Source organism: Lysinibacillus sp. FSL K6-0232, from assembly GCF_038008325.1.
Lineage (GTDB): Bacteria > Bacillota > Bacilli > Bacillales_A > Planococcaceae > Lysinibacillus.
Genome location: NZ_JBBOYW010000001.1, coordinates 2,268,642 through 2,286,521, shown reverse-complemented (window position 1 = coordinate 2,286,521; position 17,880 = coordinate 2,268,642). Strand labels below are relative to the sequence as shown.

Annotated in this window: 13 protein-coding genes and 2 pseudogenes; 13 read left to right on the top strand and 2 right to left on the bottom strand. The window is 37.2% G+C overall.

Translation table 11 applies throughout. The features are described 5' to 3' along the window. The first annotated feature begins 25 nt into the window (after nucleotides 1-25). From ilvC to MHB42_RS11080, 12 genes and pseudogenes are all read left to right on the top strand, one after another. Nucleotides 26-1,060, top strand: coding sequence for a ketol-acid reductoisomerase (ilvC, locus tag MHB42_RS11135; RefSeq protein ID WP_340806182.1), 1,035 nt, complete (start codon nucleotides 26-28; stop codon nucleotides 1,058-1,060). Between the two features lie 117 nt (nucleotides 1,061-1,177). Continuing rightward, complete coding sequence (leuB, locus tag MHB42_RS11130; RefSeq protein ID WP_340806180.1) at nucleotides 1,178-2,278, top strand: 3-isopropylmalate dehydrogenase; 1,101 nt, start codon at nucleotides 1,178-1,180, stop codon at nucleotides 2,276-2,278. Between the two features lie 27 nt (nucleotides 2,279-2,305). After that, nucleotides 2,306-3,715, top strand: a complete 1,410-nt coding sequence (gene leuC, locus MHB42_RS11125; protein WP_340806178.1) for a 3-isopropylmalate dehydratase large subunit — start codon at nucleotides 2,306-2,308, stop codon at nucleotides 3,713-3,715. A gap of 31 nt (nucleotides 3,716-3,746) precedes the next feature. After that, nucleotides 3,747-4,337: a 3-isopropylmalate dehydratase small subunit gene (gene leuD / locus MHB42_RS11120; protein WP_340806176.1), complete on the top strand. Its 591-nt coding sequence runs from the start codon at nucleotides 3,747-3,749 to the stop codon at nucleotides 4,335-4,337. Between the two features lie 132 nt (nucleotides 4,338-4,469). Beyond that, nucleotides 4,470-5,162 (top strand): response regulator transcription factor, encoded by a 693-nt coding sequence (locus MHB42_RS11115; protein ID WP_340806175.1) that lies wholly within the window; start codon nucleotides 4,470-4,472, stop codon nucleotides 5,160-5,162. Between the two features lie 77 nt (nucleotides 5,163-5,239). Beyond that, nucleotides 5,240-6,163 (top strand): ATP-binding cassette domain-containing protein, encoded by a 924-nt coding sequence (locus MHB42_RS11110; protein ID WP_340806173.1) that lies wholly within the window; start codon nucleotides 5,240-5,242, stop codon nucleotides 6,161-6,163. Further along, nucleotides 6,156-6,905: an ABC transporter permease gene (locus MHB42_RS11105; protein ID WP_340806171.1), complete on the top strand. Its 750-nt coding sequence runs from the start codon at nucleotides 6,156-6,158 to the stop codon at nucleotides 6,903-6,905. Before MHB42_RS11110 ends, MHB42_RS11105 begins: the two co-directional genes overlap by 8 nt. 20 nt (nucleotides 6,906-6,925) lie before the next feature. Continuing rightward, entirely contained in the window at nucleotides 6,926-7,846 is a 921-nt protein-coding gene (locus tag MHB42_RS11100; protein WP_340806169.1) for a sensor histidine kinase, read from the top strand. Nucleotides 7,847-8,311: 465 nt separating this feature from the next. Then, a complete protein-coding gene (locus MHB42_RS11095; RefSeq protein WP_340806168.1) occupies nucleotides 8,312-10,162 on the top strand; it encodes a dynamin family protein in 1,851 nt (616 codons plus the stop codon). 106 nt (nucleotides 10,163-10,268) lie between these two features. After that, a complete protein-coding gene (locus MHB42_RS11090) occupies nucleotides 10,269-10,745 on the top strand; it encodes an RtcB family protein (protein WP_340806167.1) in 477 nt (158 codons plus the stop codon). A 560-nt stretch (nucleotides 10,746-11,305) separates the two neighbouring features. Then, nucleotides 11,306-13,121, top strand: a pseudogene (gene ltrA, locus MHB42_RS11085) (group II intron reverse transcriptase/maturase). A 137-nt stretch (nucleotides 13,122-13,258) separates the two neighbouring features. Continuing rightward, nucleotides 13,259-14,008 (top strand): annotated as a pseudogene (locus MHB42_RS11080) (RtcB family protein); the annotation flags it as partial. Between the two features lie 143 nt (nucleotides 14,009-14,151). Here MHB42_RS11080 and MHB42_RS11075 read toward each other — a convergent pair. Together MHB42_RS11075 and MHB42_RS11070 are read right to left on the bottom strand one after the other, a co-directional pair. Beyond that, entirely contained in the window at nucleotides 14,152-14,661 is a 510-nt protein-coding gene (locus MHB42_RS11075; RefSeq protein ID WP_340806166.1) for a ferritin, read from the bottom strand. Nucleotides 14,662-14,857: 196 nt separating this feature from the next. Then, nucleotides 14,858-15,619 (bottom strand): TerC family protein, encoded by a 762-nt coding sequence (locus tag MHB42_RS11070; protein WP_340806165.1) that lies wholly within the window; start codon nucleotides 15,617-15,619, stop codon nucleotides 14,858-14,860. A 415-nt stretch (nucleotides 15,620-16,034) separates the two neighbouring features. Between MHB42_RS11070 and MHB42_RS11065 the strand changes: the two genes are divergently transcribed. After that, nucleotides 16,035-17,786 (top strand): ABC transporter ATP-binding protein, encoded by a 1,752-nt coding sequence (locus MHB42_RS11065; protein WP_340806164.1) that lies wholly within the window; start codon nucleotides 16,035-16,037, stop codon nucleotides 17,784-17,786. Nucleotides 17,787-17,880 lie beyond the last annotated feature (94 nt).

Below are 17,880 nucleotides of genomic sequence, written 5' to 3'. Positions count from 1 at the left end.
ACACACTTTAGGAGGAAATTAAACTATGGCTACAATGTACTATGAACAAAATATTAACGAGGATGTACTAAAAGGAAAGAAAATCGCGATTATCGGTTATGGCTCTCAAGGTCATGCACACGCGCTAAACTTAAAAGAATCAGGCTTTGACGTAGTAGTAGGCGTTCGCCCAGGTGGCTCTTTCGATGCAGCAAAAGCAGATGGTCTTGATGTAAAAACAGTTGCAGAGGCAGCACAAGAAGCAGATGTAATTCAAATTTTACTACCAGATGAGCGTCAAAAAGCTGTTTATGAAGCAGAAATCGCACCACATTTACAAGCTGGAAAAGCATTAATGTTTGCGCACGGTTTCAATATCCATTTCGGGCAAATTACACCACCAGCAGATGTTGACGTATTTTTAGTAGCACCAAAAGGTCCGGGTCACTTAGTGCGTCGTCAATTCCAAGAAGGTGCAGGTGTACCAGGCTTATTCGCCATCCATCAAGATGCAACAGGTCAAGCAAAAGACTTAGCACTTGCATATGGTAAAGGAATCGGTGCTGCACGTGGTGGTCTTCTTGAAACGACATTTAAAGAAGAAACAGAAACAGATTTATTCGGTGAACAAGCGGTATTATGTGGTGGTGCAACTGCATTAGTACAAGCAGGCTTTGAAACATTAGTAGAAGCTGGCTACCAGCCAGAATTAGCATACTTCGAAACACTTCACGAGTTAAAATTAATCGTTGACTTAATGTTTGAAGGTGGTATGGCAACAATGCGTTACTCTGTATCGGATACAGCGGAGTGGGGCGATTATGTAGCAGGTCCACGTTTAATCGATGAGTCTGTAAAAGCTCGTATGAAAGAAGTATTAACAGATATCCAAGATGGTACATTTGCTCGTCGCTGGATTCAAGAAAATGAAAATGGCCGTCCAGAATATACAAAATTCAAAGAGGCTGGCGCAAACCACCAAATCGAAGAAGTTGGCGCAAAATTACGTGCGATGATGCCATTTATCAATGAAGGCAAAGAGAAAGTTGTCAGAGAAACAGCTACAAGCGCGAAAAACTAATTATTTCGATTCTACAATGTAGAAAGCGAATCAACCATTACGCTCACCTCAATCAAAGGTAGGTGAGCGTAATTATTCAAATAACGAATGCACTATACAAAGAAAGGTGTTTTGACGATGGAGAAAAAAATTACAGTGCTTCCCGGTGACGGAATCGGACCAGAGGTTGTTGCTTCTGCTGTACGTGTATTACAGGTGATTGGTAAACGATTTAATCATACATTTCATTTAGGGTATGCAACAATTGGAGGTGCTGCCATCGACCAACACAATAATCCACTACCAGATGAAACAATTGAGATGTGTGAAAATAGTGATGCCATTTTATTAGGAGCTGTTGGCGGTCCAAAATGGGATCAAAACCCACCTGAATTACGCCCAGAAAAAGGATTATTGCGTATTCGTAAACACTTTGATTTATTTGCAAATCTACGTCCAGTAAAGGCGTTCCCGAGTTTACTAGATGCTTCGCCATTAAAACGTGAAGTAGCTGAAAACGTTGATTTAATGATTGTACGTGAACTAACAGGCGGAGTATACTTCGGGGAACCACGTATGCGTACTGAAAATGGCGCAATTGATACAACGGTTTACTCAAAAGCAGAAGTGGAACGTATCGTTGAAAATGCCTTTGAGCTAGCACGTTTACGTGGAGGCAAGCTATGCTCTGTTGATAAAGCGAATGTACTTGAAACAAGTCGCTTATGGCGTGAAGTCGTAGAAGCAAAGAAAAAAGATTATCCAGATGTACAAGTAGAACATAACTTAGTAGACTCTGTAGCAATGAAGCTTATTACAAATCCAGCACATTACGATGTAGTCGTGACGGAAAATATGTTTGGTGATATTTTAAGCGATGAAGCATCTGTTATTACAGGCTCACTTGGTGTCCTACCATCTGCATCAATTCGTGGCGATAATTTCGGTTTATATGAGCCAGTGCATGGTTCAGCACCTGAAATTGCAGGGCAAGGTGTTGCTAACCCTGCCGCAACAATTCTTTCAGTAGCAATGATGCTGCAATATTCATTTGGCTTAAAGGAAGAGGCAGCAGAAATCGAGCGTGCTGTAAGTGCAGTATTTGATGATGGCTACTTTACAGCAGACCTTGCTCGTGATGGTGGTCGCACGTTATCCACAAATGAATGGACAGATAAAGTAATTAATGAAATTGATACAAGCTTTGTGTCAGAAAGTATTATGACAACATATATCTAACGAAATTTAAAGAAATAGGTGAAGACAATGGGTAAAAATATAATTGAAAAGATTTGGGATAAACATGTTGTTTATCAGGAAGAGGGCAAACCGGACCTGTTATATATTGATCTTCATTTAATTCATGAAGTAACGTCTCCGCAAGCTTTTGAGGGACTACGTATAAACGGACGTAAAGTGCGTCGCCCAGATTTAAGCTTTGCAACAATGGATCATAATGTACCAACGAAAAACTTACCAACAATTAATGACCCAATCGCACGCAACCAAATCGAAACATTAGCGAAAAATGCAGCAGAATTTGGTGTGGAGCTTGCAGGAATGGGACATCCAGACCAAGGGATTGTCCATGTTATTGGACCAGAGCTAGGCTTAACACAGCCTGGTAAAACAATCGTTTGCGGTGACTCTCATACATCTACACACGGCGCTTTTGGTGCAATTGCTTTTGGTATTGGTACATCAGAGGTAGAGCATGTTTTATCGACACAAACATTATGGCAAAACAAGCCAAAAACAATGGAAATTCGTGTAGAAGGCGAGCTACCAATTGGTGTAGCAGCAAAAGATATTATTTTAGCTATTATTGCGAAGTTCGGTATTGGCGTTGGTACAGGACATATTGTGGAGTTTACTGGAGAGGCAATCCACAAGCTTTCTATGGAAGAACGTATGACAATTTGTAACATGTCGATTGAGGCAGGTGCAAAGGCAGGACTAATTTCTCCTGATGCGGTAACGGTAGATTATATTCGTGGTCGTAAATATGCACCACAAGGAGAAAAATTTGAAGAAGCGGCAGCGTATTGGTTAAGCTTAGCGTCAGATGAAGATGCAACGTATGATGAAGTACGTATTATCCAAGCTGAGGAAATTGAGCCAATCGTGACATGGGGTACAAATCCATCCATGGGTTCAGGTATATCAGGGAATGTACCAACACAAGCAGATTACAAGGATGAGTCTGATAAGGCAGCATTGCGTAAAGCACTTGCTTATATGGGCTTAGAGGAAGGTCAACCATTAACATCTATTGATATCCAACATGTCTTTATCGGCTCTTGTACAAACTCACGTATTAGTGATTTACGTGCAGCAGCTAGTGTCATTAAAGGGCGTAAGGTACATGATAATGTCACAGCAATTGTTGTACCAGGTTCTCATTCTACGAAAAAGCAAGCAGAGGCAGAAGGGTTGGATAAAATTTTTATCGAGGCAGGTTTTGAGTGGCGAGAATCAGGCTGCTCGATGTGTCTAGCGATGAATGATGATGTAGTTCCAGCTGGTGAACGCTGTGCCTCTACATCCAACCGTAACTTTGAAGGACGTCAAGGTGCAGGTTCTCGTACGCATTTAGTATCACCACCAATGGCAGCAGCCGCTGCGATTGCGGGTCATTTTGTAGATGTACGTGAATTTGTAAAGGAAACTGTGTAAGCTTTGTGTTACATGGAAGGGATGATTGAAAATGGAACCAATTAATATCGTAAATAGTGTGATCACACCACTTGATCGTAAAAATGTAGATACAGACCAAATTATTTCAAAAGAGTTTTTAAAACGTATTGAGCGTACAGGCTTTGGACAGTTTTTATTCTACCATTGGCGCTTTGATGCAGAGGGCAATGAAATTCAAGACTTTGTGCTGAATAAACCAGAATTTAAAGACTCAAAAATTCTTGTAGCACAGGACAATTTTGGCTGTGGCTCCTCTCGTGAGCATGCACCGTGGGCTATTTTAGATTACGGCTTTAACGTTGTGATTGCACCATCCTTTGCAGATATTTTCCATAATAACTGCTTTAAAAATGGGATTTTACCGATTAAGCTAACAGAAGCAGAATGCGATGAAATTTTAGCAAAAGGCTTAGCAAAACCATATACAATGGAAGTCAACCTTGCAGAGCAAACGGTGACAGGTGAGGATGGCAAAGTCTATCAGTTCACAATTGATCCATACTATAAGGAAACATTGCTAAATGGCTGGGATGAAATTGCCTTAACATTCAAATACGAAGACCATATTGCTGCTTATGAAGCACAACGAGTAGCATTTTAAATGTTGCAGACTGAAGACAAACCTGGTGTTGTCTTCAGTTTTTTTGCGTTCAATCGAAAAATCTCGCTATACTATAATAGGATGATCTAGTTAGGCGAGCTGGCACAACATAAAAGTAGGAGGGAATAGGCGATGACAGAAAAAGTGAATATTTTAGTAGTGGAAGATGATGATGCAATCAACCAATTGCTCTGTAATATTATTAAGAAAAATGGCTATTTTCCTCAACCTGCTTTTTCAGGTACAGAGGCAATGCTGTATTTGGAAAGGGCTGAATGGGATATGGTGCTCCTTGACCTTATGCTACCAGGGATGTCGGGAGATGAGCTACTAACAAACATTATAGCGCAAAGTCATATACCGATTATTATTATTTCAGCTAAGTTAGATCAACAAACAAAGGTAGGTATGCTACGAACAGGAGCGGATGATTATATTACAAAGCCCTTTGATATTGAAGAAGTATCGGCAAGAATCGACTCCCATTTAAGAAGATACCAACGTATTACAAGGCAGCCAGCAACAAAGCGACTTGTCCATAAGGATGTGGAGATTGACCAAGATGCAAAGGCTGTCTTTATCAAAGGAGAAGCCTTGAATTTTACTGCCCGTGAATATGAGATATTTGAGCTTCTTATGGCATCACCGAAGAAGGTGTTTACAAAGAAAAATATGTTTGAAAGTGTATGGCAGGAAACCTATTATGGGGATGATAACACAATCAATGTTCATATTAGCAATATCCGCAGTAAATTAGCAGCGGTCAATCCAGAGGAGGAATATATTGAAACGGTTTGGGGGATGGGCTATCGATTGAAGACTTAAGCTTTTTTTAAGAATTGCCTTAAGCCTTTATTAATACTTCCTTTTTATACTTGATGTATCATAGAAGGAGGGATTATATGACAGATTATATATTGAAAACAAGCCATTTAACAAAGACATTTAACAAGCAAACAGCTCTACATAAAGTCAATCTTTCAATCAAAAAAGGCTCCATTTACGGCTTTATTGGACAAAATGGTGCTGGGAAATCTACATTGATTCGCATTGTTTCAGGGCTTGCTATGCCAACTGCGGGATCAATTGAATTGTTTGGTTATAGTCATGGGCCAGCGCTAGTCGAAGCTCGCAAACGTATTGGCACAATGATTGAGGGGCCTGCATTATACCCATATATGACAGCGGCTGAAAATTTAGAAGCTCATAGGCTGTTAAAGGGTATTCCGGGGAAAGACTGCGTAGAAAAAGCATTAGCCATTGTAGGGCTTCAGGATACAGGAAAAAAGAAGGCAAAAAATTTTTCATTGGGCATGAAACAACGACTAGGTATCGCGATTTCCTTGCTAGGAGATCCAGAGTTTCTGATTTTAGATGAACCGATTAATGGTTTAGACCCAATGGGGGTTGTTGAAGTACGAGAGCTGCTGAAAAAATTAAATCGTGAATATGGCATGACTATTTTAATTTCGAGCCATTTACTAAGTGAGCTTCATTTACTTGCCACGCATTATGGCATTATCCATAAAGGTGATTTATTGGAGCAATTAACGGTAGAAGAGCTGAATCATCAATGTCAGCAATTTTTGCATATTAAAGTAAGCAATCCTGAGAAGGCTGCGGCGATTCTTGAAACGACTCTTGCGACAAATGACTTTGAAGTAATGCCAGACGGCTGTATTAAGCTATATCGCTATATGGATACGCCTGGAAAGGTTTCTTCAACGCTTGTCAATGAAGGGCTTATTATTGAACAATTTATGCCAATGGGTCAGGATTTAGAGTCCTATTTTATGGAGCGCATTGGAGGGGTCCGTTATGAATAATGTCATAAAGGCAGAATGGTATAAGCTAAGGAAAGATCGCTCACTATGGACATTGCTTACTATCCTTATATTGATTAGCCTTTCTCATCCATTATTAATTATCTTCGATAAAAATGCGGATACTATAACGGTGATGGATTTTTACCGTCAGACGATTCTTGGGGGCAATAACTATATTATAAGACTTGTGCCCTGTGTACTGGCAGGCTTCTTTATTTCTAGTGAATATGCAATAGGCACGATGAAAAGCATTGTTGCGTCAGGAAATAGTAGAGTGTGCATTTATTTTGCCAAATTAATGGTCTACTCGATTGGAGCCATTTTGATTGCATTCGTCTTTCCCCTTGTATTTACAGGAGCTGTAGCTGTTTTTCTGCATTTTAATGGAATGCCTACGCTTAGCTATTTTGCAAGCACGGTTGGCTTAACAGCGCTTTATACAAGTGCTTTTGCATCCATTATGGCTTTATTTGCGACAATCTTTACCGAGAGTGGGAAGGCAATCGGCTTTATGCTGTTCTTTTTCCTGCTGTTCGATAGTCTATTGTATACATTAAGTAATTTCTTGCCAGTATTTGAGGTCATTTTTAGCTACTCCATCTTTAAGCTATTTTTAGATATTGGACGTATAGAAACCATACATGGTATCGAGCTAGTTCAATTAATTGCTATACCAATTATTACCTTTATTATTTTTGGTATTTTAGGCAGTATCGTATTTCAGAAAAAAGAAATCAAATAAACAAGGAGGTGGGGGAGAAAATGCTATATGTGATCATCGTTTTAAGCTTTATCACAATATGTCTTCTCGTCCGCTTTCTTTGGTTAAAAAAGGAAATACGTAGTGTGACAAAGCAATTACAAGAACGACATATAAAGCAAACAACGAAAAAAATCAATCTTCGCTTTTATGATAAAGATTTTGAACGGCTAGCAGAGGAAATTAATCATGAAATCGATGCAACAAAGAAGGCAATTGCTGATCAAAAAAGAACAGAAAACGAGCTGAAGCAGGCGATTTCGAATATGTCGCATGATATTCGTACACCGATGACCTCTATTTTAGGCTATATGCAATTTTTAGAGGATGAAACAATTCCTCCTCATACACGTCAGGAGTATATGCTTATTGTTAAATCAAGTGCATTAAGACTAAAAGTGTTATTGGAGGATTTTTTTGAGCTATCCGTTATTGAATCCACCGACTATTTATTAAAGATGGAATGGGTTCAATTGAATGATTTGATCTTAGAGGTGTTAGTTAGCTTTTATGAAGCATTTAACCAACAGCAGATCGAGCCAACTATTCATATGCCAGAAGAAATGATAAGGGTGAAGGCAGATCCATCAGCATTGAAGCGAGTCATTGAAAATTTAGTAACAAACGCTTTAAAGCATTCGACTGGGCATGTCACTATTACCCTCCATCATACGCCAGCATATACGGAGCTAATCATTAGCAATCCAGCACCGCGATTACAAAAGCAAGACCTTTTTCATCTATTTGATCGTTTTTACAAAGCTGATCAAGCAAGAAAGGGTAAAGGAACAGGGCTAGGCTTATCCATCGCCAAAAGCTTAATGGAAAAAATGAATGGTAATCTTTCAGCGGAATTACACGATCAACAATTATTAATGAAATGTCAATGGCACGTTTCTACACAAAAAACTAGTAATTTGTAAGTTTAAAAAGGAATTTTCCTCCTAGCTAATGAACTGAGCCCCGAATAGGTGCACTCTTTAAAGTGTCCACTATTCGGGGTTCAGTTTATCATGCATGAGAGGGGTTCTTATTGCTATTTTTGAAAAGAACAAATGTAGGATATAACCAAAATTCAGGGACAAGGACATCATAAATAGATATTGATAACACCCTATTTCCTAGGAGAAAGGTCATCTGCTTAGAAGTGTTCAATCAGTAAGCTTAATAAATTTCGCAATTTTACGGTGATAATGGGGACGTAGCTATTTCTTTTAGTCTGAGTAACAAATCATATAGCAAATGGACATGATGCTGGAATGAGAATGAATTCCTATTTATGAACGAAACCTCTAAGTATATTGTCCTTTTTTCAGCGATTGATGTATTAGAAAAGCAATGGTTTCATTTATAATAAAATTAGATACATATGAAAAGAGGTGTTGAGGGTGACAAGCAACGATAATATGCCAATTAAAAATACAGCCTCAGCGAATAATATTTTGCCACAGCTTGTTGATCAGCTGCGACAACTGCATGGCATTATTGTCCAAAATACATATATAAAAGATACTGCGAAACATTTAGATCGTATTATTCAAGATGCCAATAATCAAACAATGATTCTTATTGTTGGAAAAGAGCGCGTAGGGAAAACAACACTTGTCAATGGCTTGCTTGGCCGTGAAGTGTTATCTGTAAATGATCAGCATCCAACAGGTGTCAATACATTTATAAGATATGGCGAGCAAGAGGAGATTAAGGCCTATTTTTTAGATGGTGTTGTAGCAATTTTTGATATAAGTAAATTAGAAATGCTAACAACAGGTGATACATTTGCCTCGCAAATTTTACGTGAGCATTTAGATTATCTTGAAGTTTATGTGAAAAATGATTTATTAAAATCAGTGACAATTATTGACTCTGTTTCATTGGAGGCAGGTGGAGGAGAAATGGCCTATTTCTCGGAAACGCTTATCAACCGTGTCGATGAAATTTTTTGGGTGTTACGCGCTGGGTCTATAGCCATTGATGCGGAACTTTTATTGATAGAATCATTAAAAAAGAAAGGTGTCGAGCCTTTATGTATTATTAACGGCATTGATGCTGTGGATGATGCTGAAGCCTTTGTACAATCAGAACAGCAACGCATTGGTCATATTATGAGCCAGTTTATCGCTGTTTCTGCAACAAATGCCTTGGAAGCGAAGCAAATGAATAATCAGGAACTTTGGCAGAAAAGTCAATATGAGCATCTAATTAGCGAAATTCATCGTGTTGCAAAAAATAGTGATAAAAAGACCTATGCAATTTTAATTCGTTTCCTGCAATGGCTGGAGCGATTCCGTTTCGAATTAACCGTTATTCCACAGCGTGATCCATTTCAGTCGGCTGTTGAGCATATTGAAAAATATACAGGTGATACGCAATTTGAATTTTCTCGCTATCAACGTGATTTAGCGATTGTTCAAGAATATGAGCAAGAATATGAGCAGGTAGCCAATACCTTTAAAAACATTCAAACATTGTATCAGCTTTTACAAACGATTTCACAGCATGATTATTTACAGGATAAAAAGGTAGAGGAATTTACGGAAATTGCTGTGCATTATCAGCAAATGCTACGAGAATACCGCAATATGCATAGTGAGTATACACGTGAATATGAGCGTTTAGATGCACAACATAAAAAAATTCATGGCAAGGGGCTTATGAAGGCTATTTTTGGTCAGCATACCCAAAATGAATTTTTCAAGGAACGTGTAGATAAATTAAATGAGCAGCAGGTTATTTGCATTGCACAATATGATAAAGTACAGCAAGCAGAAGCTATAGTGCTGCAAGCGATACAAGATATCCAGCAGCATCTAATGGATTTAGTAAAGGTACGTTTAACACATATTGAGCAAAAGGTCCAAAAGTTAAATCAACAACGTGCAAAAGAGAAGCGACAATTAAAGCTCTATGCTGAAAAAATAAGTGAATTTTCCTGCTTCATTGAAGCGCAGGGCTATATAAAAGAGCATTTACAGCCATTTTTAATGGGAGAACAAAGTCCTTTAAAAGCTAAAGATATTAAAATGCTGAAAGATACTATTCATGCTATTCTAGCGATTGACTTATCCTATAGTGGCTTGCTAGCAAAAAGTAAAATAAATAATAATATGGAAAATGTAGATATTTCCTTTGCTGTGCAAGATAAATATCTACCTTATAAGCTGGCTTTAAAGGAAGCAGATATAAAATCGCATGATATACCAGAAATACCAAATAAGCTAACGATACAGTATGAAGAATAAATGGATTGAATGACAACGTTCTAAAAGATGACATGCTTTTAGAACGTTTTTTATCCATGAAACAAATAAAGGTGCTTTTTCGTATAATCAATAAGGAGGGGTTTAGATGATTGAAATAAATGGACGCTATACGAGTGCGAAAATTTATGCACCAACAGCCTTGCCAACAGCTATCGACCAAATTCAGGAATTGATTAATCAACCCTTTATGTCAGGCACGAAAATACGAATTATGCCTGATTATCATGCAGGAAAGGGCTGTGTCATTGGTACAACGATTCAGTTGCAGGATTGTGTTGTACCAAATCTTGTAGGTGTTGATGTAGGATGCGGTGTATTTGTGGCGGAGATCGATGCATCCACGGTTGACTATGCAAAGCTTGATACAATTATTCGAACGTATATACCAAGCGGGCAGGATATTCATAAAGAACTATCACCTGCTCGTCATTATTTAGAGTTTAATAGCAAGCAATTTCGAGCAACAGGCTTAAAGGATGACTATACAAACTTATCATTAGGAACGCTTGGGGGCGGCAATCATTTTATCGTGCGCCCAAGATGGGCAGTAAACATTGCGTAATTAGGTAACGATATTCCAAGAAGACTGGAATAATGACAACAACCTTATCTGGAATCGAAAGTGAACAGGGAGTATAGCATGGTTGTAAAGGTATAAGTCAATCAGTTGGTAAGATTGCGACTGAATATCGAGTCATAAAGGATTGTATGAGGATAAAAACTGTATTGTTTGAAGTTCAAGCGTGAGTGACGCTATGGTTCGTTATTAGGAAAACCAACTGAAACCTAATACAAACTCTACTTTAATATCATCAGTGTAGGTATTAAAGGTGTCGTAATTAAATCGGTGGATTAATATACGATGGTCTTCATTTAAGAGTTTGCGCACTTACAGATGTAAGTAAAACGTGAAAGAACTATCCGACAACAATCTACCTATGTTTACTGTACTAACTGGGGATTACCTAAGTGGAAACGCCATTTTCGGCTATGAGTTTAGACTTTGAATATTCCATATGGTAACGGAGTTCTCGTAGTAGTCCGAGATAGGGAAAACCTATTACATGGCGAAGGGGAACAGTTTACAAAGATTAACACTTATTTGAAAGGAGCGAAAGGCTCATGCAAAATTCAGAGACAGTATTAATCAATCTATCCAAACAAGCGTTAAAAGAAAATTATATCCATGATAGATTGTATAGAATATTATACAATCCACAAATGTATATTACAGCCTTTAGTAATATCTATAAAAATGATGGAAGTGCTACAGCAGGAATTGATAACCAAACAGCAAGTAATTTTAGCGAGAAAATGATTGAAAAAAATTATCCAATCACTAAAAGATGAAAGTTATCAACCAAAACCTGCAAAAAGAGTTTACATTCCTAAAAAAGATGGTTCTAAACGTCCTTTAGGAATACCAACATTCACTGACCGACTTGTTCAAGAAATTTGTCGTATGATTTTAGAAGCAATATACGAACCAAAATTTAGTGAAAGTTCTCATGGCTTTCGTCCGAACAAAAGTTGTCATACAGCCTTAATGGAAATTGATAGAGTATATACAGGCGTAAACTGGTTTATTGAAGGTGATATTAAAGGTTTCTTTGATAACATCGACCATCATGTATTAATTAATCTATTACGTAAAAATATCAAAGATGAAAAATTCATTCGACTTATGTGGAAATTCTTAAAAGCAGGTTACATTGATGATTTTAAATTCAATAAAACTTATACAGGAACACCACAAGGAGGAATTATTAGCCCGATTTTAGCTAATATATACTTGAATGAATTAGATAATTATATTATCAATACTTTAAAAACAGAATTTGATATTGGTGATAGAAAAAGAAATCAACAACGTAACCCTGTATATAGAAATCTTGAATACAAGGCTGGACAACTTAAAAAGAAAATTAATCTATGTGAAGATGAATCCATAAAAGAAGAACTTCTTAAAGAATATAAAAAGATTCAAAAAGAAAAATTTAATACACGACAAATTATTGACTCAACAGGATTTAAAAGACTTAAATATGTACGATATGCAGATGATTTTCTTATTGGTGTAAATGGTAGTAAAGAGGATTGTAAGGAATTGAAAGAAAAAATCAAGAAATTCTTATATGACGAATTAAAACTTGAACTATCAGAAGAAAAAACATTAATCACAAATAGTAGAAAAAATGCCAGATTTTTAGGTTATGACATTTCAGTAGGTAATAATAACACACCTTATAAAAATAAGAATGGTGTTAAAATTCGAAGTGCAAGAAAAAATATCCGATTAATGATGCCAAAAGAAGTTATCGAGAAATTCATTGTACAAAATAAATTAGTTAAAGATATTAATGCAGAAAAGTGGATGCCGATAAGCAGAAATTCAATCATGCGACTTAGTGACTTAGAAATTATAAACATTTTTAATGCAGAGATAAGAGGGTTATATAACTATTATAAATTAGCTGAAAATGTCACTCAAAAAATGTGGCAATTACACTACGTTATGCAATACAGTTGTATAAAAACTTTAGCTTCAAAGCACAATTCTACTGTAAGAAAAATGTTTAAAAAATACAGAATCAATAATGGTTGGGGCGTTAAGTATCAAACTAAAAAAGGAGAAAATATTTGCTATTTCTACAACAAGGGTTTTGTCAGAGATAAAAAAATAGTAAAAGAAAATCCTGATTTGATGCCTAACATACAAATGTTTAAAGGTACTACTGAATTAGAAAAACGTATTAGTGCAAAAGAATGTGAATGGTGTGGAAAACAAAATGTAGCATTTGAAATCCATCATGTAAAAAGATTAAAAGATTTAAAAGGAAAAGAAGTGTGGGAGAAACAAATGATAGCAAGACAACGTAAAACATTAGTTTTATGTCATGATTGTCATAGGAAAATCGCACACGGTAAACAAGGATAGATATTTGTAAATGGAAAGCCGTATACGCAGAGATGTGTACGTACGGTTTGGGAGGAGGTTACTGAAAACCTACTATGGCAACATAGCAAGGCGTCGGTAGCCGACCTTACGAACTTGCCAAAGATGAAGACAATCGATATTATTTATTGATTCATACAGGCTCACGCTATGTAGGAGCAAAAGTAGCAAACTGGCATCAAAAAAGAGCCTATGAAAGCTTACGTCGCCAAGATTTAACTGAAAAAATAGCGGAGCTGAAGCAGCAAGGGCGAGCCCAAGAAATTCAGAGCATGATTCAAAGCTATAAAGCACAAAATCCTGTGATTCCAAAGGATTTAGCTTATTTAGAGGGTGAGCTTTTCCATGATTATATTCACGATATGAAAATTGCCCAGCAGTATGCACGCATGAATCGTTGGACAATTGCGAAAACAATTGCTGAGCATATGGCATGGCAATTTATCGATACATTTGATACGATTCATAACTATATTGATACGGAAACAATGACATTGCGTAAGGGTGCTGTGCGTGCTAATAAAGGAGAAAAGCTTGTGATTCCGATGAATATGCGGGATGGGTCGCTGATTTGTATAGGAAAAGGCAATGCTGAATGGAATTATTCAGCGCCACATGGAGCAGGGCGTATGTTTTCACGTCGCGCTGCCAAAAAAGCGTTGAATATGGACGATTTTAAAGAAACAATGCAGGGTATTTGGACAACATCCGTCAATGAGGAAACATTGGATGAAGCACCCATGGCCTATAAGCCAATGGCAGACATTGTAGCTGTGATTGATGAAACCGTTGATATTGTCAAAGCGATTAAGCCTGTCTATAACTTTAAAGCAAGTGAAGCTGCAAAACCATATCAACGAAAAGGCTAGATAGTTATTATAAAACGATAAGAAGCATTAATTTTTTCAGCGTTTCTTTTTTAGATAAAAAGCCGCTTTACTTGTGCAAGATAAGCATATATTGTATGCCTTGCCTGTACAATGTAAAGCGGCTTTGGTATGGTTCATAGCGTTTACGCTTCTGCCTCTGGTGAAAAAGTACGATTTGCTAATTCTGCATCTAGCATAAAGATCGCATTTGAGTCATTTTCAATACGCTCAATTTTATGAATTAATGTATCGAATGTTGATTCTTCCTCAACCTGCTCATCAATAAACCATTTTAAAAATGCCATTGTGGCATGTTCACGCTCATCTAAAGCAATATCAGATAAATTGTAAATGCGACGTGTTACTTCTTTTTCATGTGAAAGAGCTGTTTTGAAGGCATCTAAAATGGATTCAAAATGGTTGCCTGGGCTATCAAAGCCATGAATTGTTGCACGGTAGCCCATATCGCTTAAGAAATTATAAAATTTCATTGCATGGAAACGTTCCTCCTCTGCTTGCACTAAAAAGAAATTCGCAAAGCCATCATAATCCTGATCTGTGCAATAAGCTGCCATTGCCATATAAGCATGTGCAGAGTAAAACTCAAAATTCATTTGTTCGTTTAGTGCTGTGTGTAGTTTCTCAGATAACATAAAAGTTTTCCTCCCTTTGAAGTAAATGCCTACATTTCTAGTATACAGTGTAGCTATCACAATGGACAAAAATTTTAAAATTAAGGGGAAAACATGCAAAAAATAATTGATATTCGTTCTCAATTAGAAGATTTGTGCATTTTCTGGCAAAAAGAAAAAATCGCTTCAACTGTTGTTGAGGCGATTTTTTTCGACATTATGCTTGTTTTTTCTGATTTTTAAGACCGATTAAGTAGCCACCAAGTGCGATAGCGATTAAGACAATCCAGAAGATAGATTTCCACAATGTAGAATGTGGAAACTCATGTGGAATAATTTCTAATTTTTCATGTCCTAATGTTAATACTGCTAATTTCACACCAACCCAACCAACAATCAGGAAAGCAGCTGTTTCAAGAGAAGGGAATCTTTCAAGAACAGTGACAAACCAACGAGCGGCAAATCGCATCATAATAACACCGATAATACCACCCAAGAACATAACGGCAAATGGACCTGCGTTAATGCCGCCAATATCAAAATCACCGATATGTGGAAGTGTTACAGCAATCGCTACTGCTGCTAAAATGGAATCCACCGCAAATGCGATATCAGCAAGCTCAACCTTCACAACTGTCATCCAAAAGCCAGATTGCTTTTTAGGCTCCTTTAGCTCCTCTGAATCATCGGATGATGCTTTCCATGATTCATAAATATGCTTAATGGATATAAATAATAGATAAATTGCACCAATCGCTTGGATTTGCCAAAAGTTTACAAGTGTTGTAATTAAGAATAAGGCAATAAAGCGGAAAATAAATGCCCCGGCTAAGCCATATAATAATGCTTTTTGTTGTTGGGCTTTTGGCAAATGCTTAACCATAACAGCCATTACAACAGCATTATCGGCTGCCAACAAACCTTCTAGTACGATTAATACGACAAGTACCCATGCGTATTCTAATAAAATTGCTTCCAAAATTGTTCCTCCTTTAATCAATGAACAGAAATGAATGGTTTGCTTTTACCCTATTTTTCCTATTTTAAGCAAAAGAAAAAGACCCCTGCCTAAAAAATAGGCAAAGGTCTTGCTAAGCAATGTAAGTTTTATTAGATCAAAATGCTGTAATCTAATAAAAAAATGCTATCACACCCGATGGTAGTATACCATGTAATGACGAATGTGAAACCAGATGCTTCGCTCGCATCTGCTAGCTACTCCCCCTTGACAATAAAGTCAAAAGCTATTCAATTCTTACTTAGATAATAGCATGTCACAAAGCGTATGTAAATAAAAATATACAGTTATGGCGAAAAAATATTTTTCCGTTACACTTGTAGAAGTGATACTATTAACAACAGGCGAAAATTTTACAACAAGAAGGAGGACAAGCATGTATAGAAAGTTTTTTTCCTACTACAAGCCACATAAGCGATTATTTATTATTGATTTTTCAAGTGCCATTATTGTTGCAATTTTAGAGCTTGCATTTCCATTAGCTGTTCAATGGTTTATCGATGACCTGCTGCCGACAGGTGATTGGAATATGATCGTTAAAGTCAGTATATTATTGCTGCTTGTTTATGCTATTAGTACATTCTTGAACTTTATTGTCAACTATTTAGGGCATAAACTAGGGATTAATATTGAAACAGATATGCGGCAGGAATTATTTACACATGTGCAAAGGCAATCATTCCGTTTCTTTGATAATACAAAGACAGGTCATATTATGAGTCGTATTACCAATGATTTATTTGATATAGGCGAGTTTGCCCATCATGGACCTGAAGATTTATTTATCGCCATTATGACCTTTGTTGGGGCTTTTGCGATTATGTTTAATGTTAATCCAACACTTGCATTGATTGCCGCAATTATGGTGCCGTTTTTAACATGGCTTGTGACATTTAGCAATATCAAAATGAATAAGGCTTGGAAAACGATGTATGGCAAAATTGCGGATGTCAATGGACGCGTGGAGGATAGTGTATCAGGCGCGCGTGTTGTGAAATCCTTTACAAATGAGGCATTTGAAATTGAGCGCTTTAAGGAGCAAAACGGCTTTTTCCGTGCCGCTAAATTATATGCCTATAAAATTATGGCAGGTACACATTCCAGCATCTATATGATGACGCGTTTGTTAACATTAGTGGTGCTCGTTGTTGGTGCGTGGCTCAGCTTTAATGGTAAGCTTTCTTATGGGGAGCTTGTTAGCTTTGTATTATATACAAATGTGCTCATTAAGCCAATTGATAAAATTAGTGCCCTATTAGAGCTTTATCCAAAGGGGATGGCTGGCTTTAAGCGCTTCCGTGAATTAATTGAGCAGGCGCCAGAAATTCAAGATCGTGAGGATGCAAAGGCTATTAAGCATCTAGATGGTAATATTTCATTTAACCAAGTAGATTTTAATTATGATACGTCGAAGCAAGTTTTACAGGGTATTTCCTTTGATATTCGAGCTGGGCAAACGATTGCCTTTGTCGGGCCTTCAGGAGCGGGTAAAACGACAATCTGTTCGTTAATTCCGAGATTTTATGAGGTGACAAAAGGCGCCATTACGATTGATGGTATTGATATACGTAATATGACACAGGCTTCATTACGCGCTCAAATTGGTATTGTGCAGCAGGATGTCTTTTTATTTACAGGAACGATTCGTGAAAATATTGCATATGGTAAGCTTGGTGCAAGTGAAGAAGAAATTCGAGAGGCAGCGCAAAAGGCTCATTTAGAGGCATTTATTGCAGAGCTACCAGATGGCTATGATACGCAAATTGGTGAACGTGGCTTAAAATTATCAGGTGGTCAGAAGCAACGACTAGCGATAGCCCGTATGTTCCTGAAAAATCCGCCTATTTTAATTTTAGATGAAGCAACCTCTGCATTAGATACTGAAACAGAAATGATTATTCAGCAATCCTTAACAGAGCTAGCGGAAAACCGTACAACGCTTGTCATTGCACACCGATTGGCAACAATTCGCAATGCAGATCGTGTGCTAGTAGTAACACCGAATGGGATTGAAGAAGATGGCACATACGATGAGCTTGTTGCACAAAATGGTATCTTTGCCAAACTTCATCATATTCAATTTCGCAAAGAATCATCTATATCCAAAGATTTTGTAGAGCTAACATAAAAAAAGCATTCTCTCACATTGTGTTGAGGGAATGCTTTTTTCTAGTGGTTTAAAATGCGTGATAAAAAGGTATGAAAAGCATAATAAAAACTTT